Raw genomic sequence first — 22,489 nt, 5'->3', positions numbered from 1 at the left:
GGCGGCCGGAGCGACGCAGCGCCGGTGGCGATAGCAAAGGAGCATCGGATGCGCGTACGCACAGGACTGGCCCTCGGCACGGTCGGGGCCCTCGTCGTCACCCTGGCGGCCTGCTCGTCGGACGACGGCGGCAGCAAGGACGCCCAGGACACCGGCACCCGCACCATCACGGTCGCCTACCAGAAGACGTCGGCGTTCCACCAGCTCGACGACCTCCTGCAGAAGGTCAAGCCCGAGTTCGAGAAGGCGAACCCGGGCGTGACCGTGAAGCTCGAGCCGATCGAGGCGGAGGAGGACCAGTACTACACCAAGCTGGCCCTGATGAACGGCTCGAAGTCGACCGCGCCCGACGTCATCTACGAGGACACCTTCCAGGTGATGTCGGACGCGGCCGCCGGCTACCTCCTGCCGATCGACGACTACGTGAAGAAGTGGGGCGACTGGGACCAGTTCCAGGACGCGGCCAAGCAGGCGGGTCTCGGCGTCGACGGCAAGACCTACGGCGTCTCGATGGGCACCGACACCCGCGGCATCTACTTCAACAAGCAGATCTTCGCCAAGGCCGGCCTTCCGGCCGACTGGCAGCCGAAGAGCTGGGACGACATCCTCGCGGCGGCCCGCACGGTCAAGGAGAAGGTCCCGGGCGTCATCCCGCTCAACATCTACGCGGGCAAGGCCGGCGGCGAGCAGACCACGATGCAGGGCTTCGAGATGCTCGACTACGGCACCGGCGACGGCAAGGGCCTCCACGACGGCGACAAGTGGATCACCGGGGACAAGGGCTTCGTCGACTCGCTGAACTTCTACAAGACGGTCTACAGCGAGAAGCTCGGCCCGTCGCTCGACGTCGCGCTCGACGCGAGCGTCGGCTCCAAGGTGTCGACCGAGCTCTTCCCGAAGGGCAAGCTCGCGATGGGCATCGACGGCTCGTGGCAGCCCGGCGGCTGGATCGCCGGTGACAACAAGTGGCCGGGCTGGGAGAAGACCATGGGCTACGCGGCCATGCCCACGCAGGACGGCAGCGGCGCCGGCACGACGTCGATGTCGGGCGGTTGGCTCCTGTCCGTGGGTGCGCACACGAAGCACCCGCAGACCGCGTTCGACTTCGTCGCCGACGCGCTCAACAAGGACAACTCCCTGGCCTACGACACCACGAACAGCCAGATCGCGGTGCGCAAGGACGTCGCGGCGGACCCGGAGTACCTGAGCTACAACCCGTCGTTCAAGTTCTTCTCCGGCCTCGTCGCGACCACCCACTTCCGCCCGGCGACCCCGGACTACTCGCAGATCTCGTCGAACATCCAGGTCGCCGTCGAGTCGGTGGCGACCGGCCAGGCGTCGCCCGAGGATGCCGCGAAGAAGTACGACGAAGAGCTCGAGAAGATCGTCGGGAAGGACGCCGTCACCGCGGCGGGCTGACATGGCGACCGAGACCCTCGTCGCGCCGACCGGCCGGGGGCGCGCGCAGCGCCCCCGGCCGGGGTCCCGGCGCCTGCGCGCGCTCACCCGCTCCACCCCGCTGGTCCCGGCCGTCGTCCTGCTCGGCGTCTTCCTGCTCGGGCCCATCATCTGGGCGCTCTACGGCTCGATGACGAACACCGGGCTCACCGGCTACCGGGCCGCGAAGCCCGAGTTCGTCGGGCTCGACAACTACAGCGCGCTCCTGTCCGACGGCGACTTCTGGAAGTCCGCCTGGCTCACCGTGGTCTTCGTGTTCGCGTCCGCGGTGGTCGGGCAGAACGTCCTCGGGATGGCGCTCGCGGTCCTGCTCCGGATCGCGCCGAAGCGCCTCGCCTCGGTCGTGAGCACGCTCGTCGTCGTGGCCTGGGTCATGCCGGAGATCGTCGCGGCGTTCGCGCTGTACGCCTTCTTCTCGACCGACGGGACGCTCAACGCGTTCCTCGGGTGGTTCGGCCTCGGGAAGACGACGTGGCTCATCACGTTCCCGCTGCTCAGCGTCATCCTCGCGAACATCTGGCGCGGGACCGCCTTCTCGATGATGGTCTACCGCGCGGCGCTGTCCGAGGTGCCGGCCGAGATCGACGAGGCCGCGCAGATCGACGGTGCGACCGGCTGGCAGCGGTTCGCCCGCATCACGCTGCCCATGATCCGCCGGTCCATCTCGACCAACCTCATGCTCACGACGCTCCAGACCCTCGCCGTCTTCACGCTGATCTGGGTCATGACGGGCGGCGGCCCCGGCACGCAGAGCTCGACGCTGCCCGTCCTGGCCTACCAGGAGGCGTTCAAGTTCTCCCAGGTCGGGTACGGCACCGCGATCGCGACCGTGACGATCCTCGTGGGCGCGGTCTTCTCGGTGATCTACATCAAGGTGCTCAAGCCGGAGGTGGACTGATGACGACGCTCGACACGACCCCCGTCACCCCCGCCTCGCCGGCGTCGTCGGGCTCGGGTAGCTCGGCGCGGCACCGCGGTGCCGGCGTCCCGACGGTCGCGAGCCCGCGCCGCTCGACCGGCCGGCTCCTGTCGTCGCTCGCCCTCGTGCTCGTGGGACTGTGCTTCCTGGTCCCGCTCGCGTGGATCCTGCTGTCGTCGGTCGACCCGTCCGCGACGGTCTCCGTCGGGATGCCGTCGAGCGTCACGGCCGACAACTTCAAGGCGGTCTTCACCAAGGACCAGACGTTCCTCCCGCTGTGGAACTCGCTGGTCATCTCGCTCGGCACGGCCCTCATCACGGTCGTCGTGGGCGTGCTCGCCGCCTACCCGCTGTCCCGCTACCGGATGCGGTTCCAGCGCGGGTTCCTGTACACGATCCTGTTCGCGACGTGCCTGCCGATCACGGCGATCATGGTCCCGGTCTACAGCCTGTTCGTGAAGCTCAGCCTGCTCGACTCGACCCCCGGCGTGATCCTCTTCCTCGCCGCGTCGTCGCTGCCCATGGCGATCTGGATGCTGAAGAACTTCATGGACTCGGTGCCGGTGTCGCTCGAGGAGGCCGCCTGGGTCGACGGGGCGAGCTCCATGAGGGCGCTCGGACGGATCGTCCTGCCGCTCATGCGGCCTGGTCTCGCCGTCGTCCTCATGCTCGTCTTCACCCAGGCGTGGGGGAACTTCTTCGTCCCCTTCATCCTCACGACGTCGGCCGAGAAGCAGCCCGCTGCCGTCGCCATCTACCAGTTCTTCGGCACCTACGGGTCGATCGCCTACGGCAAGCTCGCGGCGTTCTCGATCCTCTACTCGGTGCCGGTCCTGGTCCTGTACCTCCTCACGCAGCGGCTGTCCGGGGGCGCGAACGCGCTCGCCGGCGGCATGAAGGGCTGACGCGGCCCGCCGCTCCGTCCGCTGACGTTCCACCTCCCGACCCCGAAGGACGCTCCACCATGCCCGAAGTCATGCCCACCGCCGCCGAGCTGACGCTCATGCGGGTCGACCGCTTCCTCCTGGAGCGGCTCGCCCCGCACCGGGAGGCGGCCGCCCTGCCGCTCGCCGTGACCGCCTGGGAAGCGCCGGGCGAGCCCGTGGCGTTCGACGAGGCGACGGCGCACGAGGGCGTCCGGGTCGAGCCCGGCCACGCCTGGGGCGCGCCCTGGAGCACGACCTGGCTGCACCTGACCGGCCCGGCGCCCGTCGCGTCGGCGAGCGGCACCGCGCAGGTCGTGGTGGACCTCGGCTTCACCGACGTCAACCCCGGGTTCCAGGCGGAGGGCCAGTTCTGGTCCGCCGACGGGCGCCCGCTCAAGGGCCTCAACCCGCGCAACAGGGCGCTGTCGTGGCCCGTCGGCCGGCCGGTCGACGTGTGGGTCGAGGCGGCAGGCAACCCGACCGTCCTGGGCCACGTGCCCGAGTTCCAGCCGACGACGCTCGGAGAGCGGGCCACGGCCGGCACCGACCCGCTGTACGTGCTTCGCCGCGCGGACCTCGTCACCACCGACGCCGGCGTCGAGGAGCTCTGGCACGACGCGCAGGCCTTGCGCGACCTGCTCGGGGTCCTCCCCGCGGACGGCGCCCGCTACGCGCGCGTGCTCAAGGCGCTCGACCGCCTGGTCGCCGTCGTCGACCCCGACGACGTTCCCGGGACCGCCGCCGAGGGGCGCAAGGTGCTCGCCCCCGTGCTCGAGGCGCCGGCGAACGCGAGCGCCCACCAGGCCTACGCCGTCGGGCACGCGCACATCGACTCCGCCTGGCTGTGGCCCGTGCGCGAGACCGTGCGCAAGGCTGCCCGGACCTTCTCGACCGTCGTGACCCTCATGGACGAGGACCCGGACCTCGTGTTCGCGTGCTCGTCGGCGCAGCAGTACGCGTGGATCAAGGAGTCCTACCCGGACCTGTTCGAGCGGATCAAGGAGAAGGTCGCCGAGGGGCGGTGGGTCCCGGTCGGCGGGATGTGGGTCGAGTCCGACACCAACATGCCCGGCGGCGAGGCGATGGTCCGGCAGTTCCTCACGGGCAAGTCGTTCTTCTCCAGCGAGCTCGGGGTCGAGACGCGCGACGTGTGGCTGCCCGACTCGTTCGGCTACTCGGGCGCGCTGCCGCAGATCGCCAAGCTCGCGGGCAACCGGTGGATGCTGACGCAGAAGCTCTCGTGGAACGAGACCAACGCGATGCCGCACCACACCTTCCTCTGGGAGGGCATCGACGGGACGCGCCTGCTCACGCACTTCCCGCCCGTCGACTCCTACAACGCCGAGCTTGCCGCCCGCGAGCTCGACCACGCCGCCCGCAACAACCGCGAGAAGGGCGAGCTCGACGCGTCCATCGTGCCGTTCGGCTACGGCGACGGCGGCGGCGGCCCCACGGCCGAGATGCTCGCGCGGGCGCGGCGGTACGCGTCGACCGAGGGCATGGCCGAGGTCCGGGTCGCGAGCCCGTACGACTTCTTCGAGGCCGCCGAGGCCGAGCTCGAGCGCCCCGCCGTGTGGAGCGGCGAGATGTACCTCGAGTTCCACCGCGGCACCTACACGTCGCAGGCGCGCACCAAGCAGGGCAACCGCCGCAGCGAGCACCTGCTGCGCGAGGCCGAGCTCTGGGCCGCGACGGCCGCCGTCCGGACCGGGGCGCCGTATCCCTACGAGGCGCTCGACGGCGCGTGGAAGACCGTTCTCCTCAACCAGTTCCACGACATCCTCCCCGGCAGCTCCATCGCGTGGGTCTACCGCGACGCCGAGGCCGGGTACGCCGACGTCGCGCGGACGCTCGAGGAGATCGTCGGGGCGTCGCTCGAGACCCTCGCGGGGGCGGGGGAGACGCCGCTGGTCTTCAACGCAGCCCCGCACGCGCGGGACGGCGTGGCGGCGCTGGGGGCGGCGACGGTCGCCGGCTCCGAGGGCGCGGACGTGACGGTGTCCAGCGACGGATCCGCCGGCGCGGGGGCCGGCCTGCTCCTCGCCAACGGCCTGGTCGCCGTGCACGTCGACGCCCGCGGGCTGGTCGACTCGGTCCGCGACCTGCGGGCCGACCGCGAGCTCGTGCCCGCCGGGCTGGTCGGGAACCTGCTCCAGCTCCACCGCGACACCCCCCGCCAGTGGGACGCGTGGGACATCGACCAGGAGTACCTCGACGAGCGGACCGACCTCGTGGACGCCCTCGGCGTCGAGGTCGTGGAGTCGTCCGCGGACGAGGTCGTCGTCGAGGTGCGGCGGGCGTTCGGCGCGTCGACGGTGCGGCAGCGGCTCTCGCTCGCCCGCGGCTCCGCGGCGCTGACCGTCGAGACGGTCGTCGACTGGCACGAGCGGCAGAAGCTCCTGAAGCTCGCGTTCCCGCTCGCGGTGCACGCGGACCGCAGCGCGTCCGAGACGCAGTTCGGGCACGTCTTCCGTCCGACGCACGCGAACACCCCGTGGGACGCGGCGAAGTTCGAGATCTGCGCCCACCGCTGGGTGCACGTCGCGGAGCCCGGCTACGGCGTCGCGGTCGCGAACAGCGCGACGTACGGCCACGACATCCTGCGCACGGTCACGGACGACGGCGCCACGGTGACCACGGTCCGCGAGTCCCTGCTGCGCGCGCCCCTGTTCCCCGACCCCGACGCCGACCAGGGCGAGCACCGGTTCGTCACCGTGCTGCACGTGGGCGCGGACCTGGGCGACGCCGTCCGCGACGGCTACGCCGCCAACCTGGCGCCGCGCGTCGTGCAGGGCGCGGGGCCCGTCGAGCCGCTCGTGACGGTCGACGACCCTGCGGGCGCCGTCCTCGTCGAGTCGGTCAAGCTCGCGGAGGACCGCAGCGGCGACGTCGTGGTCCGCCTCTACGAGTCGCTGGGCGGCCACGCGCGCGCGACCGTCACGCCGGGCTTCGAGACCTCGGGCGCGACGCGCACGGACCTCCTCGAGCGCCCGCTCGAGCAGGGCGGCACCGCGGAGCTGAACCTGGCGGAGCCGCTCGCGCTCCGCCCGTTCGAGATCGTGACCCTCCGCTTCGCCCACGCCTGACCCGTCGGCACCACCCGCGAGGTATACCGGCCGCCGGTATACCTCGCGGGGTGGGCGTCCGCGCGGGGTACGTGGCGGGGAGGGCGGCCCGACGGCAGCGCGCGAGGGTGCGGGGAGGTGTCGAAGGACGTCAAGGAGTCCGCACGGCCCCCAGGGCCGCAGGAGGACGGTCCGAGACAGCTCGCCGCACCCTCGCGCGGAACCAGCCAGCCCGAACGACCTCAGGCGCCCCGAGCGCGCAGGAACTCGACCTGCTTCACCCACTGGTAGGTCTGCCCACCCTCGTGCCCGTTCTCCGGGTAGACCTCGATGTGCGCGTCGGCGGAGGCGAGCGCGTTGAAGGCGGCGAACGTCGTCGACGGCGGCACGACGTCGTCCATGAGGGCGACGGAGAACAGGGCAGGCGCGGTGATGCGCTTCGCGAAGTTCACGCCGTCGAGGTAGGACGCGGTGGTGAGCACGGTCTCGCGCTGGTCGCGGTGGACCGACAGGTACCGGGCGAGCTCGGCGAACGGGTCGCTCGTGGCGACCTGGAGGCCGCGCTCCCAGGCGCACAGGAACGCGACGTCGGGCAGGACGGCCCAGACGTCCGGGACGAGGCCGGCGGCGGCGATCGCGATGCCGCCGCCCTGGCTGCCGCCGGTCACGGCGACGCGCGCGGGGTCGACCTCGGGGAGGGCGCGGACGGCGTCGAGCAGGCGGGCGGCGTCGGTGTAGACGCGGCGGTAGTAGTGGTCGGCGGGGTCGTGGATGCCGCGGGTCATCCAGCCGGACTGGGCGGGCCCGGAGCCGTGCGGGTCGGGGGTGTCGCCGCCGGTGCCCCAGCCGCTGCCTTGGCCGCGCGTGTCCATGAGGACGTGCACGAACCCGGCGAGCGCCCAGCCGACGCGTTCGCCGGGCAGGCCGCGGCCGCCGTTGTAGCCGTTGTACTCGACGACGGTCGGCAGCTGCTCGCCGTCACGGCCGAGGGGGCGCGTGAGCCACGCCCTGACGGGTTCGCCGTCGAACCCGGGAAACGTGAGGTCCTCGATGACGAGTCCCGTGATGGGGGTGTCGGCGGGCTCACGGACGACGGCCCGGTCGGTGCCCGCGGCGCGGGACTCGGCGAGCGTCTTGGTCCAGAAGGCGTCGAAGTCGGCGGGCTCGCGCACCTCGGGGTGGAAGGCGCGGAGCGACTCCAGGGGCAGGTCGGTCAGCGGCATTGCTCTCTCTGCTCTCGTGGTGGTGCGCCGACGGTGACGGCCGCGGCGCCGACGGTGACGGCCGCGACGCCGACGGTGACGTTACCCGGGGCAACGTCACCGTCGGCGAACGCTACGTCGCCGTCGGCGAACGCTACGTCGCCGTCGGCGAACGCTACGTCGCCGTCGGCGGGGTTCAGCCCAGGTCGCGGACGGCGGCGTACTGCTCGCGGACGACGGGCGCGGGCTCGCCCTCGAACGTGAGCGTCTCGCCACCGTCGCCGCCCGTCCACGCGGGCGGCTCGGCTGTCCCGGCGAGGGCCCAGGCGGCCTGACGGGCTGCGCCGTCGGCGACGTACTCGCCCGCGGGCGGGACCTCGACGGCGCGCCCGAAGACGCTCGGCGCGATCTGCCGGACCGCCTCGGACCGTGCGCCGCCCCCGATGAGGAGGAGTCGCCCGACCTCGGCACCCTGCGCGGCGAGCGCGTCGAGACCGTCGGCGAGCCCGCACAGCATGCCCTCGACGGCGGCGCGTGCCACGTGCTCGGGCGTCGCGGTCGCGAGGCGCAGGCCGTGGAACGAGCCGGTCGCGTCGGGCCGGTTGGGCGTGCGCTCGCCCTCGAGGTAGGGCACGAGGACGAGGCCGTCGGCCCCGGCGGGCGCGCCGAGCGCGAGCTTGGACAGCCCGACGTGGTCGACGCCGAGGATGCTGCGGGCCGCGTCGAGGACGCGGCTGGCGTTGAGCGTCACGCCGAGCAGGAGGTACCGCCCGGTCGCGTCGGCGAAGCCGTTGACCAGCCCGGACGCGTCGGCGCTGGGTTGCTCCGCGACCGCGGACACGACGCCGGACGTGCCGATCGAGATCGCGACGTCGCCCGCGCCCATGCCGAGCCCGAGCGCGGCGCCGGCGTTGTCGCCGGCCCCGGCACCGACGACGAGCCCCGTAGCCACGGTCTGCGAGCCTCGCGTGGTCCCCGCGGCCTCGCCGGCCCCGACGACGCGCGGCAGCGCGATCCGCTCGGCCGTCGCCTCGTCCACCCGGAGCGCGCGTGCGAGCAGGTCGCGGCGGTAGGAGTCGAGCCCCCAGTAGCCGGTGCCGGACGCGTCGGACCGGTCGGTCGTGAGCGCCGTGAGGTCGGGCTCGAGCCCCTGCGACCGCGGCCCGTACCCGGCGATGCGCCAGGTCAGCCAGTCGTGGGGGAGCGCGACGGCCGCGATCCTCTCGACCAGGTCGGGCTCGTGGTCGGCGACCCAGCGCAGCTTGGTCACGGTGAGCGACGCGACGGGCACGGACCCGACGGCCTCGGCCCACGCGGCGGCGCCCAGCTCGTCCGTGAGGTCGGCCGCGGCCCCGGCGGAACGCGTGTCGTTCCACAGGAGCGCGGGCCGGAGGACCTCGCCGTCGGCGTCGAGCAGGACCATGCCGTGCTGCTGCCCGCCGACGGCGAGCGCGGCGACGCCGGACCCGTCCCCGAGCCCGCCGGCCGCTGCCGCCGCCTCGACGAACGCGTCCCACCAGGCGTCGGGGTGCACCTCGGTGCCGTCGGGGTGCGACGCGGAGCCGGTGCGCACGAGCGCGCCGGTCTCCGCGTCGCGGACCACGACCTTGCACGACTGGGTCGACGAGTCGACCCCCGCGACAAGGGTTCCGCTCATCAGCCGACGAGGTGCTTCAGCGCGAGCTGGTGCAGCGCGACGAGGCCGTACTCGCGCTCGGCGGCGGCGTCGAGGTCGAACGTCTCGCGCGTCGTCGGGTCGGCGAGGAACTGGTCGAAGGTCTCGCCCTCGGCGAGCGTCGACTGGCCGAGCTCGAAGATGCCGGCGTGCTCGAACGCCTTCTGCACCTCGGGGTCCTCGCGGTACTGCTTGGCCTTCTTGGCGAGGAGCGTGTAGGTCTCGATGTTGGCGCGCGCGGAGTCCCACACGCCGTCGGGGCCCTCGGTGCGGGACGGCTTGTAGTCGAAGTGGCGGGCGCCCTCGTAGCGGGGGCCGCCGTTCGGGAAGCCGTTCTCGAGCAGGTCGACCGTGAAGAACGCGGACAGCAGGTCGCCGTGGCCGAAGACGAGGTCCTGGTCGAACTTCGGGCCGTGCTGGCCGTTGAGGTCGATGTGGAACAGCTTGCCCGCGTACAGGGCGAGCGCGAGGCCGTGCGTGTAGTTGAGCGTGGCCATCTGCTCGTGGCCGGTCTCGGGGTTCAGGCCGACGATGTCGCCGTTGTCGAGGGTGGCGATGAGCGCGAGCGCGTGGCCGATCGACGGCAGGAAGATGTCGCCGCGGGGCTCGTTGGGCTTCGGCTCGAGGCCGATGCGCAGGTCGTAGCCGCGGTCCTTGATGTAGGCGGCGACGGTGTCGATGCCCTCGGCGTAGCGGGCGTGCGCGGCGTGCAGGTCCTTCGAGTTGTCGTACTCGACGCCCTCGCGGCCGCCCCACATGACGAAGGTCTGCGCGCCGAGCTCGGCGGCGAGGTCGACGTTGCGGAGGATCTTGCGCAGGCCGAAGCGGCGGACGCCGCGGTCGTTCGACGTGAACGCGCCGTCCTTGAAGACGGGGTGCGTGAACGTGTTGGTGGTGACCATCTCGATCACGAGGCCGGTCTCGTCGGCGGCCTTCTTGACGGCGTCGACGCGCGCGCGGCGGTCGGCGTCGTCGGCGTCGAACGGGAAGACGTCGTTGTCGTGGAACGTGAAGCCCCACGCGCCGATGTCGGCGAGCTTGCGGACGGACTCGGCGGGGTCGAGCGCGGCGCGCGTCGGGTCGCCGAAGGGGTCCTGGGCCTGCCAGCCCACGGTCCAGAGACCGAACGAGAACTTGAACTCAGGGGTGGCCGCGGGGGTGCTCATCCGGGGTGCTCCTCATCGAGGTACGGGGATCGCGAGACGGCTCGGGATCGCGGTTGGCGGCCCGTCCGCGACGACGCCGCGACCGAGCCTTTGTTGTACGGATGAACTTAACGCGTGACGCAGGTAGGGTCAAGGCTCATGGAGCTCCCCGGCGTCGGCACCCCCAAGGCGCGGCAGGCCTCGCTGCGCGAGCACAACCTCGCGCTCGTCGCCCGCAGCGTGTTCGGTGCTGCCGAGCCGCCCTCCCGCGCCGCCGTCGCCGCGGCCACCGGGCTCACCCGGGCCACCGTCGGCTCGCTCGTCGACCAGCTCGTCGCGGGACGTGTCGTCGCCGAGCTCGCACCCTCGCCCGGCCAGGTCGGGCGCCCCGCCGTGCCCCTCGTGCCCGCGCCCCGGACCGTCGTCGCGCTCGGGCTGGAGGTCAACGTCGACTACGTCGGCGTCCGGGCCCTCGACCTCACCGGGGCGACCGTGGCCGAGCGGCTCGACGACTCGCGCGGCGTGACGGGCGCGGGCAGCGACCCCGTCCGCGTGCTCGCGCGGGTGGGGGACCTCGCGCGCGAGGTCGTCGCGGAGGTCAGGGCCGACGGGATGCGGCTCGCGGGCGCGCGGCTCGCGCTGCCGGGTCTGGTCGACGCGCGGGCGGGCTTCCTGCAGGTAGCGCCCAACCTCGGGTGGGAGTCGCTCGCGCCCGTGCCGCTGCTCGGGCCGCTGCCCGCGCGCGTCGAGATCGCGAACGAGGCCAACCTCGCGGGCCTCGCCCAGCTCCCGTTCGGCCAGTTCGCCGCGTCCGGCCACGACGGCACGACGTTCGTGCACGTCTCGGGCGACGTCGGCATCGGCGCCGCGATCGTCCTCGACGGCGAGCTCTACCTGGGCCGGCACGGCTGGGCGGGCGAGATCGGGCACGTCGTCGTCGACCCGGCCGGCCCGCGCTGCCGCTGCGGCGCCACCGGCTGCCTCGAGCAGCTCGCCGGCAAGGACGCGCTCCTGCGCGGCCTCGGGCTCGACACCCCGGCCCCCCGTGCCCCCCGGTCCGACGACGGCGCCTCCGACGGCCTCGCTCCCGTCCTCGAGGCCCTCGCTGCGGGCGGGGAGGCGGGCGACCGGGCGCGGGACGTCGTCGCCCGCGCAGGTAAGGCCCTCGGCACCGCGCTGTCGACGCTCGTGAACCTGCTCGACCTCGACACCGTCCTGCTGGGCGGGGTGTACGCGCCGCTCACGGAGGACCTGCGCCCGAGCCTCGAGGCCGAGCTGCGGACGCGCGTGCTCGCCTCCCCGTGGGAGCGGATCGCCGTCCGCCCCGCACCGGTGGCCGGGTACGCCGCGCTCACGGGCGGCGCGCGCGCCGTCCTGCGGGACCTGGTGCAGGGGCCGAGCGACTACCTCGAGTCCCTGGAGACGACGAGAACGCCGGAGTAGGACGGCGTCCTGCTCCGGCGTTCTCGTCGGTGGTGCGGGCGGTGTGCCCGGACCGCGTGGGTCAGATCGTGTTCGCCTTGGCGCTCACGTGGACGAACGTCCAGCTGGCCCGCCACATGCTCCGCACGTGGATGGACTTGCCGGGCCGCGGGGCGTCGATGATCTTGTTGCCGCCGACGTAGATGCCCACGTGGCCGGGGGTGTAGACCAGGTCGCCCGCCTTGGCGTGGCGCTTGGAGACGACCTTGCCGGCGTGGCGCTGGCCCGACGACGTGCGCGGGAGCGACTTCACCTTGGTGTGCTTGTACACGTACTTGGTGAAGCCCGAGCAGTCGAAGCCGCGGGGGCTCGAGCCGCCGTACACGTAGCGCGTGCCGGTGTACTTCACGGCCTTCTCGACGACGCGCGACGAGTACTTGTGCGTCCTGACGGTCGTGAACTTGGTGCGCTCCTTGACGGTGCGCGGCGTCGCCGGGTGGATCGTCGCGCGGACGCGGTGCTTGCCGGTGCTCAGGTGCGACGACAGGCGGTAGGTGGCCTTCCCGCTCTTGAGCGTGCGGACGGCGACGAGCTTGCCGCTGACGCGGAAGTAGACCTTGCCGGCGGTCGCGTGGCCCCGGGTGAGGGAGCGCACGGTGACGAGCGGCGGGCGCTTCTTGTAGTAGGACCGGTCGCTGACGCGGAGGGAGAGCGTCGGGGTGGCCTTGGCCGACGTCGCGGTCTTGACGGTGGTAGCGGCGGCCGCGGGGGTCGCCGCGCCGACGGCGACGAGGCCGCCGCCGAGGAGGCCTGCGAGGAGGCCGGTGGTGGTCGCGACGCGGCCGAAGCGGCGCACACGCCCACCCTCAGGGCGCACGGCGCCCTGCTCACGGGTTCGGAGCATGGTGTTGTACCTCTCACGCCTGCGAGGTGAGCTGTCGGGTTCGGGCGGGAGGTACGTGCCCGGCCGCGTGGTGCGGCTTCACCCCGAGGAGGTCCGGTCCGTCATGGCCCGGGCCACCGAAGGTGGGTCCCCCGTCGCTGCCACGGTCATGGGCCCTTCCCGGTGGCAGCGCTCGGCGTTCCGGGTCGGGGCAGACGGCAGGTCGAGCGTCCGTCGGCTGATCGAGGCTAGGCAACGGAGGTCCGAGGTCACAAATATGTAACGAGGGATTGCGCCTGTCCGAGTTGCCTGCTACGGCACGGTGGGATCGGGTCGATCACACCCGATCACGGGTATCCCAAAGTGGGCGATAGCCGGGCGCATGGGCGGGGTTTCCGCGGTACGGGCGTGCCGCAAACCTTCACAACCGGGAGCGCTTCCATCGGCGTGTCGACGCCCGAGATGTCGGACTCGTCGCCCGCGTCGGAGGGGGTCGCCTCGTCGCGGGCTCGCGTGTAGGCTTCGGAATAAGGAAGGACGCCGTTCAAAACTCCGTCCGGCCGAGTCAGCCCCTCGTCTGCCCACACCGTCAGCGGACCCAGCCGACCGGAGGATCAGGTCCATGCCCAGCACCCAGGCCGCACCCGCACGCCAGCAGCTCGCGCGGCGCGCCGCCGTCCTCCTCGCCGCGGGCCACGACGCGGCCTCGCGCGACGTGCTCACGCAGCCCCTCGGCGACTCGACGGTCGTGCAGCGGGCCCTCGAGACGCTCACCCACGTCGTCGACCGCGACCGCACCGTGGTCGTCGTGGCATCGGGCGACACGCGCGTCCGCGAGCTCCTCGGCCCGGACCTCACGTACGTCGAGCAGTCGGGGTCCGCGGGCACCGGCCCCGCAGCGCTCGCGGCGCGCGCCGCGCTCCCGGCCGACGCGGACGTCGTCCTCGTCGCCTACGCGGACACGCCGCTGCTGCGCAGCGAGTCCCTGCTGGCGCTGCTCACCCGGCACGCGCTCAAGGGCGCCGACCTCACCTTCCTCACCGCCGTGCTCGCGGAGCCGCGCCCCGCGTACGACCGGGTCGTCCGCGTCGACGGCGAGGTCACCGCGATCGTGAGCGCCGGGACGGAGCCCGCCGCGGGGGAGACCACCGACGGGCACGAGATCAACGTGGGCGCCTACGTCGCGGCTCCCGCGCTGCTGTTCGGGGCGCTCGAGGAGCTCGTCGCCGCGGGCGCGGAGCGGCTCACCGACCTCGCGCACCGCGCCATCGCCGACGGCCGACGCGTCTCGACGTACCAGATCTACGACACCGACGAGGTGCACGGCATCAACTCGCCGGCCGAGCTCCAGGAGGCCGCGGACATCCTGCTCAAGCGCCTCTTCATGCCGAAGAAGAACACCGACACGACCATCCACTTCGGGACGGGCGGCTGGCGCGCGGTGATCGGCGAGGGGTACACGCTCGCGAACGTGCGCCGTCTGTCCCAGGCCATCGCCAACGAGACCACGCGCCGCGGGCTCGAGTCGCGCGGCGTCGTCATCGGCGGGGACCGGCGCTTCCTCTCGGAGGAGTCGAAGATCGCGGCCGCCGAGGTCTTCGCCGGCAACAACATCCCGGTCACCCTCCTGCCCGACGACGTCCCCACCCCCCTGGTGACGTTCGCGGCGCCCTACCTCGGTTCGGCCTACGGGATCATCGTCACCTCGAGCCACAACCCGCCCGAGTGGAACGGCATCAAGGTGTTCCGTGCCGACGGCTCGCTGCCGCTCGACGACGAGACCGACCGCTACCAGGACGAGGCCAACGCCATGTCCGTGGACGACGTGATCACGCTCGACCTCGACCTCGCGCGCAAGGCGGGCGTCGTCGTCGACCGGACGCTCACCGACCCGTACGTCGACGCGATCGAGAAGATCGTCGACGTGGACGCCGTCCGCGGGTCGAACCTCCAGGTCGTCGTCGACCCGATGTACGGGACGAGCCAGCTCACGCTCGGCACGATCCTCGGCGACATGCGCGTCCGGGCCGAGTTCATCCACGCGCAGCACAACCCGCTGTTCGGCGGGATCGCGCCCGCACCCGACCTGCAGCGCCTGTCGTCGCTCATCGAGATGATCCGGTCCGGCGAGGGGCGGTACGCGCTCGGCATGGCGACCGACGGCGACTCGGACCGCATCGGGATCGTCGACGAGACCGGCGAGTACATCACCACGAACGACCTGCTGCTCCTCCTCTACTGGTACCTGCACGAGTTCCGCGGCGAGAAGGGTGGCGTGGTCCGCAACCTCGCCACCACGCACCTGCTCGACCGGCTCGCCGCCCACTTCGGCGAGGAGTCGCGCGAGGTCAAGGTCGGCTTCAAGCACGTCACGGCGGGCATGGAGGAGATCGGCGCGGTCCTCGGTGGCGAGTCGTCCGGCGGCCTGACGATCCGCGGCTGGATCCTCGGCAAGGACGGCATCTTCGCGTGCGCGCTCGTCGTCGAGATGCTGGCCCGCACGGGCAAGCGGATCTCCGAGCTGCGCGAGATGATCTACGCGATCACCGGTCGCCTCTACACCCTCGAGGCCGGCGTCCCGTCGACGCCCGAGATGCGGGTCGCGGTGCCGCGCCGCCTCGAGGCCGAGCCGCTCACGCACGTCGGCCCGTACCCCGTCGTCAGCGTGTCCCACCTCGACGGCACCAAGATCCTCCTCGAGAACGACAACTGGGCGCTCCTGCGCTTCTCGGGCACCGAGCCGGTGCTCCGGATGTTCGTCGAGGCCGACTCGCCCGAGAAGGCCGAGGAGCTGCTCACGTGGCTCCGTGGCTTCGTCACGGCCGGCGTCTGAGCCCGCCCCCGCACGCCCACCCCGAACGACCCAGCACGAGCAAGGACGACCCACCATGCGTTACGGATTCTTCGACACCGATGCCGACGAGTACGTGATCGACCGCCCCGACGTCCCGGTGTCCTGGACGAACTACCTGGGCACGAAGAACATGTGCACCGTGCTGTCCCACCACGGGGGCGGCTACTCCTACTACAAGTCGTCGGAGTACGGCCGGATCTCCCGGTTCCGTCAGAACGGCGTCCCTCTCGACCGCCCGGGCCACTACGTCTACGTGCGGGACGACGCCGACGGCGACTACTGGTCGGCCTCCTGGCAGCCCGTGGGCAAGCCGTTCGTGGAGCGGGGGACCGAGCCCGACGCCGAGGCCGGCCCGGGCGGCGCAGGGCGGTGGACCACCCGCCACGGCATGGGCTACACGCGGTTCCGCTCCGAGTACCGCGGCATCGACACCGAGCAGACGGTCTTCATCCCGCTCGACGACGACGTCGAGCTGTGGGACGTCCGGGTCACCAACACCTCGGACCGGGTCCGGGAGCTGACGGTCGCGTCGTACGTGGAGTTCAGCTTCCACACGATCACGATCGACAACCAGAACCTGCAGATGTCGCTCTACGCGTCGGGCTCGTCGTACGAGGACGGCATCATCGAGTACGACTTCTACTACGAGCCGTGGACGTTCCACTACGTCGCCTCGAGCGAGACGCCGTCGTCGTACGACTCGCTGCGCGACAACTTCATCGGGGCGTACCGCACCGAGACGAACCCCGTCGCGATCGAGCGGGGCGAGGGGACGAACAGGAGCGCGACGACCCAGAACCACTGCGGCTCGCTCCAGCACAAGGTCGTCCTGCAGCCCGGCGAGACCAAGCGGCTCGTGTACCTGCTGGGCTACGGCTCGCGGGACGAGGCCGGCCGCGCCATGCAGGCCAAGTACGCGGACGTGGAGTCGGCCGAGGTGCCCGCTGTCGATCGCGAGTTCCAGCGCCTGCGCGACTACTGGCACGCCAAGCAGGACAAGCTCCGCATCCGCACGCCCCACGAGGGCATGAACACGATGATCAACTCGTGGACGCTGCTCCAGGCCGAGACGTGCGTCGTGTGGTCGCGGTTCGCGTCGTTCGTCGAGGTCGGGGGCCGCAACGGCCTGGGCTACCGCGACACCGCCCAGGACGTCATGAGCGTCATCCACTCGAACCCGACGAAGACGCGCCAGCGCATCGTCGAGCTGCTCCGTGCCCAGACCGAGCAGGGCTACGGGCTGCACCTGTTCGACCCCAAGGCGTTCGACCCCGACGCCGAGAAGCTCCCCGACGTGCCGTCCCCGACGATCGTCCCGACCCCCAACGTCGCCGACCTGATCCACGGCCTCGAGGACACGTGCTCGGACGACCACCTCTGGCTCGTGCCGTCCGTCGTCGAGTACGTCAAGGAGACGGGGGACCTCGCGTTCCTGGACCTCGAGATCCCGTTCGCGCAGGGCACGCCCGCCACGGTGTACGAGCACCTGCGCCGGGCGCTCGAGTTCTCGGCCGAGCAGGTCGGGCCCAACGGCGTCGCGCTCGGCCTGCGCGCCGACTGGAACGACTGCCTCAACCTCGGCGGCGGCGAGACCGCGCTCGTGACGTTCCTGCACGCGTGGGCGATCCGGGCCTTCCTCGAGGTCGCCGAGCCCCTCGGGCGGACCGAGGACGTCGAGCGCTGGACGGCGGAGCTCGACCGCATCCGCGCCGTCGCCGACAGCGAGCTGTGGGACGGGCGCTGGTGGATCCGCGGCTACACGCGCGACGGCGTGAAGATCGGTTCCGCCGCCAACGACGAGGGCAAGATCTTCCTCGAGCACCAGGCGTGGCCCGTGATCGCGGGCATCACGTCCCAGGAGCGCGGTGAGGCGTCGATGGACTCGGTGCGCGAGCTGCTCGGGTCCGAGTACGGGAACCACCTCAACTGGCCTGCGTTCACCAAGGTCGACGACACCGTCGGCTTCGTGACCCGCGTCTACCCGGGCATCAAGGAGAACGCCGCGATCTTCAGCCACCCCAACGCGTGGCCGATCATCGCCGAGGCGCTGCTGGGCCGCGGCGACGAGGCCGTCCAGTTCTACGACGCGATCCTCCCGTTCCACCAGAACGACAACATCGAGGTCCGCGGCGCCGAGCCCTACGCCTACGTCCAGTTCCTCTACGGCCGCGACCACGAGTGGTTCGGCAAGGCGCAGAACCCGTGGCTCACCGGCACCGCCGGCTGGATGTACACCGCCGTCACCAAGTACGTCCTGGGCGTGCGCCTCGCTCTCGACGGGCTGATCGTCGACCCGTCGGTCCCGGCCGACTGGGACGGCTTCGAGGTGCGCCGCGAGTGGCGCGGCGCGGTCTACGAGATCGAGGTGCGCAACCCCGACCACGTCTCGCACGGGGTCGCGTCGGTGACCGTCGACGGCGTCGCGCACGACCCCGCCACCCCGATCCCGCCCGCGCCCGCGGGGTCCACGGTGAGCGTCGTCGTCACGCTCGGCTGACGACGCCCGCCTGCCCCGACGACGACGGCCGCACCCCCTCCCAGGGGGCGCGGCCGTCGTCGTGCGGGAGGCGCGCTCAGGTGGTGAGGCCGTCGTCGAACGTGGTCCCCGAGTCCCAGCCTTCCTGGAAGCCGTCGACGATCCCGGCGATGAACAGCCCCACGAAGAACACCGTGAACACCGCGCCCACGACGATGCCCGCGATGGCCATGCCGCGGCCCCCGGTGCCGTCCCGCTTGATCTGGTTGAGGGCGATGATTCCGAGGATCAGGCCCACGACCCCGGCGAGCCCGCACGTGACGATCCCGCCGATCGACGTCCACATCGACGCCACCGCGAGACCGTTGGTGCGCTGCGGCCCGGGATACCCCGGCGCGTAGGCGTACGGCTGCTGCGGGTACCCGGCGCCGTACGGCTGCTGACCGTACGGCTGCGCGAGAGGCTGCTCCGCGGGCTGGCCGTAGGGCTGGTACGGCTGCTGCGGCTGGTAGGGCTGCTGCTGCCCGTACGGCGGCGGGGTGTACGGCGGGTACGCGGGGTTCGGCTGAGGCTGCTGCGGGTCCTGGGGCGCACCACCGGAGGGGGTCGCGTACGGGTCCTCGGGCGAGCCGCCGGACGGGGGTGTCGTCATGCGCGAAATCTACCCGGCTACGCGAGGTCCAGGATCACGGGCACGTGGTCGGACGCGCCCTTGCCCTTGCGCTCGTTCCGGTCGATCTCGACGCCGGTGACGCGTGACGCGAGCGCGGGCGTCGCGTAGGCGAGGTCGATCCGCATGCCCTCGTTCCGGGGGAAGCGGAGCTGCGTGTAGTCCCAGTACGTGTACTTCCCGGGCTCGGGCAGGTGCTCGCGGGTCACCTCGGTCCACCCGGCCCGCGCGAACGCCGCGAACGCCTCGCGCTCGGCGGGGGAGACGTGCGTCCTGCCGGCGAACAGGGCGGGGTCCCACACGTCCGTGTCGAGCGGCGCGATGTTCCAGTCGCCGACGAGTGCCGCCTCGAGGCCCGGGTCGGCCGCGAGCCAGCCCTCGGCGGCGTCGCGCAGACGGGCGAGCCACTCGAGCTTGTAGTGGTAGTGCGGGTCGTCGAGGACGCGCCCGTTCGGCACGTACAGCGACCACACGCGCACCCCGCCGCACGTCGCGGCGATCGCGCGGGCCTCCCGGACGGGCGGGTCCCCGAACGCGGGCTGGTCGGGGAACCCGATCTCGACGTCCTCGATCCCCACGCGCGACAGGATCGCGACGCCGTTCCACTGCGAGAGCCCGACGTGCGCCACCTCGTAGCCGGCGAGCTCGAACGGCAGGGCCGGGAACTGGTCGTCCCGGCACTTGGTCTCCTGGATCGCGAGCACGTCCGTGCCGGACCGTGCGAGAAAGGCGAGGACCCGGTCGGCCCGGCTGCGGATCGAGTTGACGTTCCAGGTGGCGAGACGCATGGACGCGAGCGTAACGGCCCTCCCCAACGCTGCGGCCACCGCCTACAGTGACGGGCATGGCGACCGCACTCATCACCGGCGCGAGCTCGGGCCTCGGCCTCGAGTTCGCGTGGCAGCTGGCCACCAACCGACACGACGTCGTCCTGGTGGCGCGCGACGGGGAACGCCTGGCGGACCTCGCAGGGCAGCTGCGCGTGGCGGCCGGCGTCCGGGCGGAGGTCCTCGTCGCGGACCTCGCCGATCCCGAGGGCCTCGAGGGCGTGGCGGCCCGGCTCGCCGACCGGGAGCGCCCGATCTCGCTCCTCGTCAACAACGCGGGCTTCCCCGTGAACCAGTCGTTCGTGGGCGGCGACCTCGACGTCGAGCTCGGCGCCCTCGACGTGCTCGTGAAGGCCGTCCTCGTGCTCTCGCACGCGGCCGCGCCCGCGATGGTCGAGCGGGGGAGGGGCGCGATCCTCAACGTCGCGTCGGTCGCCGCGCTCACGACGAGCAGCACCTACTCGGCGCACAAGGCCTGGGTGCGGACGTTCACCGAGGTCCTCGCCGTCCAGCTCAAGGGCACCGGCGTGACCGCGACGGCGTTGTGCCCGGGGCTCACGCACACCGAGTTCCACGACCGCGCCGACATCGACGTGTCCGGCCTGCCCGACATCGCGTGGCTGGAGGCCGACCAGGTCGTCTCCACGGCGCTCGCGGACGTCCGGCGCGGTGCCGTGATCTCGACGCCGTCGCTGCGCTACCAGGTCGCATCCGGGTTCCTCCGGGCGATCCCTCGCAGCGCGGTCCGGGCGCTCGACACGACCGGGCTCACGGGCATGCGGAACCGCTGGAAGAAGGACTGAGACGACGGCCGCGCGGACGGACCGGCCCGGCGCCGCCCGCTGGGTCCCCGAGGACGGCGACGTCGCCGCCCTGCGGGAGGCTGCGCCGTCGTGCCGGGGGTGCGAGCTGTGGGCGCCCGCGACGCAGGTCGTGTTCTCCCGCGGCTCGTCCGACGCGCGGCTCGTCCTCGTCGGCGAGCAGCCGGGGGATCGCGAGGACCGGGAGGGCGAGCCGTTCGTCGGCCCGGCGGGCCGAGTGCTCGACGACGCGCTCGATGCGGCCGGGATCGCTCGTGACGACGTCTACCTGACCAACGCGGTCAAGCACTTCCGGTTCGAGGAGCGTCCTCGCAAGGGCGGCTCTCGGCCGGTCCGCATCCACAAGAAGCCGGCCGTCGGGCACCTCCGCGCGTGCGCGCCGTGGCTCGAGGCGGAGCTCACGGCGGTCGCGCCGCGCGTCGTCGTCGCGCTGGGCGCGACAGCCGCCCGTCAGGTGCTCGGGCGTGAGGTCCGGGTCGGCGACGAGCGGGGGCACCTGCAGGACGACGCCGGCCACCGGGTGCTCGTCACGGTCCATCCGTCGTCGCTCCTACGGCTCCGCGACCGCTCGGGCTGGGACGAGGCGTTCGCCGGGTTCGTCGACGACCTGCGGGTCGCGGCTCGCGCTGCCCGCTGAGACGGCACGCCGAGACGGCCGGCGGCCGGCCGTGGGCGTCCCGCTACGCTTGAGCCTTGTGACCGACACGACCGCCGCCTCGTTCTCCCCGACCCCGCGCGAGCAGCTGCGCGACCTCATCAAGGAGCTCGCCGTGGTGCACGGCCGGGTGACGCTGTCGTCCGGCAAGGAGGCCGACTACTACGTCGACCTGCGCCGCGTCACGCTCCACCACCGCGCCGCGCCGCTGATCGGCCACGTGCTGCTCGACCAGCTCGAGGAGCTGGGCTTCGGGACCGCGGACGTGGACGCCGTCGGCGGGCTCACGCTGGGCGCCGACCCGATCGCGACGGCCCTGCTGCACGCCGCGGCGTCGCGTGGGCAGGATCTCGACGCGTTCGTCGTCCGGAAGGCCGCGAAGGCGCACGGGATGCAGCGCCAGATCGAGGGCCCGGACATCGCGGGCCGCCGCGTCGTGGTCCTCGAGGACACGACGACGACGGGCGGCTCGCCCATCGCGGCCGTCGAGGCGTGCCGCGAGGCGGGCGCCGAGGTGGTGGCGGTCGCGACGATCGTCGACCGCGCCACGGGTGCGGGCGAGAAGATCGAGGCGCTCGGCGTGCCGTACCACTACCTCTTCGACCTGGCGGACCTCGACCTCGCCTGAGCCGGCGCTGCCCCGCTCGAGCTGTCAGAACCTGGCGACGCTTCTACGGTCACCGGGTTCTGACGACCCGAGAGCGCGGCCCCGCTGAGGCCTCGGGTGGCCGGGTCAGACCCGGTCGACGAGGTCCGCGATCCCGTCGACGACCTCGCTCGGCCGGAACGGCCAGCCCTCGACCTCGTCACGGCGCGTCGAGCCCGTGAGCACGAGGTAGGTGTACAGGCCCGCCTCGATCCCCGCGACGACGTCGGTGTCCATGCGGTCGCCGATCATCGCGGTCCGCTCGGAGTGCGCGTCGATCCGGTTGAGCGCCGACCGGAACATCATGGGGTTCGGCTTGCCGACGAAGTACGGCTGACGTCCCGTCGCCTTGGTGATCATGGCCGCCACGGCCCCGGTCGCGGGGAGCGGGCCCTCGGCGCTCGGCCCGGTCGAGTCCGGGTTGGTGCACAGGAACCGGGCGCCGTCGCGGATCAGCCGGATGGCGCGCGTGATGCCCTCGAACGAGTAGGTGCGCGTCTCGCCGAGGATCACGTAGTCCGGGTTCGCGTCGGTGAGCGTGTAGCCGGCCTCGTAGAGCGCGGTGGTGAGGCCCGCCTCCCCGATGACGTACGCGCTGCCGCCCGGGATCTGCTGCGACGCGAACGTCGCGGTCGCGAGCGCGGACGTCCAGATGGACTCCTCGGGCACGTCGATGCCCGACGCCGCGAGCCGCGCCCGGAGGTCGCGCGGCGTGTAGATCGAGTTGTTCGTGAGGACGAGGAACGGTCGTTCCTTCTCCCGGAGCCGCGCGATGAACTCGGGAGCGCCCGGCAGAGCGTTGTTCTCGTGGACGAGCACGCCGTCCATGTCGGTGAGCCAGCAGT

General features: G+C 72.4%; 16 protein-coding genes, 1 pseudogene and 1 riboswitch. Of the genes and pseudogenes, 10 read left to right on the top strand and 7 right to left on the bottom strand.

The features are described 5' to 3' along the window. The first annotated feature begins 48 nt into the window (after nucleotides 1-48). From ACFT5B_RS12005 to ACFT5B_RS11990, 4 genes are read left to right on the top strand one after another with little or no spacing between them, the layout of a single operon-like run. Nucleotides 49-1,419, top strand: a complete 1,371-nt coding sequence (locus ACFT5B_RS12005) for an extracellular solute-binding protein (protein ID WP_386798473.1) — start codon at nucleotides 49-51, stop codon at nucleotides 1,417-1,419. Nucleotide 1,420: 1 nt separating this feature from the next. Then, nucleotides 1,421-2,356: a carbohydrate ABC transporter permease gene (locus ACFT5B_RS12000; protein WP_386798471.1), complete on the top strand. Its 936-nt coding sequence runs from the start codon at nucleotides 1,421-1,423 to the stop codon at nucleotides 2,354-2,356. Continuing rightward, nucleotides 2,356-3,282: a carbohydrate ABC transporter permease gene (locus tag ACFT5B_RS11995; RefSeq protein ID WP_386798469.1), complete on the top strand. Its 927-nt coding sequence runs from the start codon at nucleotides 2,356-2,358 to the stop codon at nucleotides 3,280-3,282. The genes ACFT5B_RS12000 and ACFT5B_RS11995 overlap by 1 nt, the downstream gene beginning before the upstream one ends. 59 nt (nucleotides 3,283-3,341) lie before the next feature. Continuing rightward, nucleotides 3,342-6,389, top strand: coding sequence for an alpha-mannosidase (locus ACFT5B_RS11990; RefSeq protein WP_386798467.1), 3,048 nt, complete (start codon nucleotides 3,342-3,344; stop codon nucleotides 6,387-6,389). 221 nt (nucleotides 6,390-6,610) lie between these two features. On the opposite strand, the gene ACFT5B_RS11985 is transcribed toward ACFT5B_RS11990, so the two are convergent. The 3 genes from ACFT5B_RS11985 to xylA all read right to left on the bottom strand — a co-directional run bounded on the left by ACFT5B_RS11985 (nucleotide 6,611) and on the right by xylA (nucleotide 10,411). Beyond that, complete coding sequence (locus tag ACFT5B_RS11985; RefSeq protein WP_386798465.1) at nucleotides 6,611-7,591, bottom strand: acetylxylan esterase; 981 nt, start codon at nucleotides 7,589-7,591, stop codon at nucleotides 6,611-6,613. A 175-nt stretch (nucleotides 7,592-7,766) separates the two neighbouring features. After that, a complete protein-coding gene (gene xylB, locus ACFT5B_RS11980; RefSeq protein ID WP_386798464.1) occupies nucleotides 7,767-9,227 on the bottom strand; it encodes a xylulokinase in 1,461 nt (486 codons plus the stop codon). Beyond that, complete coding sequence (xylA, locus tag ACFT5B_RS11975; protein WP_386798462.1) at nucleotides 9,227-10,411, bottom strand: xylose isomerase; 1,185 nt, start codon at nucleotides 10,409-10,411, stop codon at nucleotides 9,227-9,229. The genes xylB and xylA overlap by 1 nt, the downstream gene beginning before the upstream one ends. Before the next feature lie 138 nt (nucleotides 10,412-10,549). Between xylA and ACFT5B_RS11970 the strand changes: the two genes are divergently transcribed. Continuing rightward, nucleotides 10,550-11,833, top strand: coding sequence for an ROK family protein (locus ACFT5B_RS11970; protein ID WP_386798459.1), 1,284 nt, complete (start codon nucleotides 10,550-10,552; stop codon nucleotides 11,831-11,833). A 61-nt stretch (nucleotides 11,834-11,894) separates the two neighbouring features. On the opposite strand, the gene ACFT5B_RS11965 is transcribed toward ACFT5B_RS11970, so the two are convergent. After that, nucleotides 11,895-12,668, bottom strand: a complete 774-nt coding sequence (locus tag ACFT5B_RS11965) for a C40 family peptidase (RefSeq protein ID WP_386798457.1) — start codon at nucleotides 12,666-12,668, stop codon at nucleotides 11,895-11,897. 53 nt (nucleotides 12,669-12,721) lie between these two features. Then, a riboswitch (cyclic di-AMP (ydaO/yuaA leader) is annotated at nucleotides 12,722-12,881 on the bottom strand. Nucleotides 12,882-13,317: 436 nt separating this feature from the next. Between ACFT5B_RS11965 and ACFT5B_RS11960 the strand changes: the two genes are divergently transcribed. Next, a complete protein-coding gene (locus ACFT5B_RS11960) occupies nucleotides 13,318-15,528 on the top strand; it encodes an NTP transferase domain-containing protein (RefSeq protein ID WP_386798455.1) in 2,211 nt (736 codons plus the stop codon). A 55-nt stretch (nucleotides 15,529-15,583) separates the two neighbouring features. Further along, the gene (locus tag ACFT5B_RS11955) at nucleotides 15,584-18,046 is read left to right on the top strand and encodes a GH36-type glycosyl hydrolase domain-containing protein (RefSeq protein ID WP_386798453.1); all 2,463 of its coding nucleotides are present in this window, start codon (nucleotides 15,584-15,586) and stop codon (nucleotides 18,044-18,046) included. A gap of 76 nt (nucleotides 18,047-18,122) precedes the next feature. On the opposite strand, the gene ACFT5B_RS11950 is transcribed toward ACFT5B_RS11955, so the two are convergent. Both ACFT5B_RS11950 and ACFT5B_RS11945 read right to left on the bottom strand, forming a co-directional pair. Further along, nucleotides 18,123-18,677 (bottom strand): DUF4190 domain-containing protein, encoded by a 555-nt coding sequence (locus ACFT5B_RS11950; RefSeq protein WP_386798451.1) that lies wholly within the window; start codon nucleotides 18,675-18,677, stop codon nucleotides 18,123-18,125. Nucleotides 18,678-18,694: 17 nt separating this feature from the next. Further along, a complete protein-coding gene (locus ACFT5B_RS11945) occupies nucleotides 18,695-19,483 on the bottom strand; it encodes an exodeoxyribonuclease III (RefSeq protein ID WP_386798449.1) in 789 nt (262 codons plus the stop codon). Between the two features lie 56 nt (nucleotides 19,484-19,539). On the opposite strand from ACFT5B_RS11945, the gene ACFT5B_RS11940 reads away from it, so the two are divergent. The 3 genes and pseudogenes from ACFT5B_RS11940 (at nucleotide 19,540) to pyrE (ending at nucleotide 21,626) form a co-directional block, all read left to right on the top strand. Beyond that, nucleotides 19,540-20,325 (top strand): SDR family NAD(P)-dependent oxidoreductase, encoded by a 786-nt coding sequence (locus tag ACFT5B_RS11940; RefSeq protein WP_386798447.1) that lies wholly within the window; start codon nucleotides 19,540-19,542, stop codon nucleotides 20,323-20,325. Between the two features lie 49 nt (nucleotides 20,326-20,374). Further along, a pseudogene (locus ACFT5B_RS11935) lies at nucleotides 20,375-20,980 on the top strand (UdgX family uracil-DNA binding protein); the annotation flags it as partial. 58 nt (nucleotides 20,981-21,038) lie between these two features. Beyond that, a complete protein-coding gene (pyrE, locus tag ACFT5B_RS11930) occupies nucleotides 21,039-21,626 on the top strand; it encodes an orotate phosphoribosyltransferase (protein WP_386798445.1) in 588 nt (195 codons plus the stop codon). Between the two features lie 105 nt (nucleotides 21,627-21,731). Here the strand turns inward: pyrE and ACFT5B_RS11925 are convergent, their stop codons facing one another. After that, nucleotides 21,732-22,472, bottom strand: a complete 741-nt coding sequence (locus tag ACFT5B_RS11925) for an HAD-IIA family hydrolase (protein WP_386798521.1) — start codon at nucleotides 22,470-22,472, stop codon at nucleotides 21,732-21,734. Nucleotides 22,473-22,489: the final 17 nt, after the last annotated feature.

The organism is Luteimicrobium sp. NPDC057192, from assembly GCF_042670205.1.
In the GTDB taxonomy this organism is placed as follows: domain Bacteria; phylum Actinomycetota; class Actinomycetes; order Actinomycetales; family Cellulomonadaceae; genus Luteimicrobium.
The sequence above is the reverse complement of the archived record's forward strand: the minus strand, read 5'-3'. Positions and strand labels throughout refer to the sequence as shown.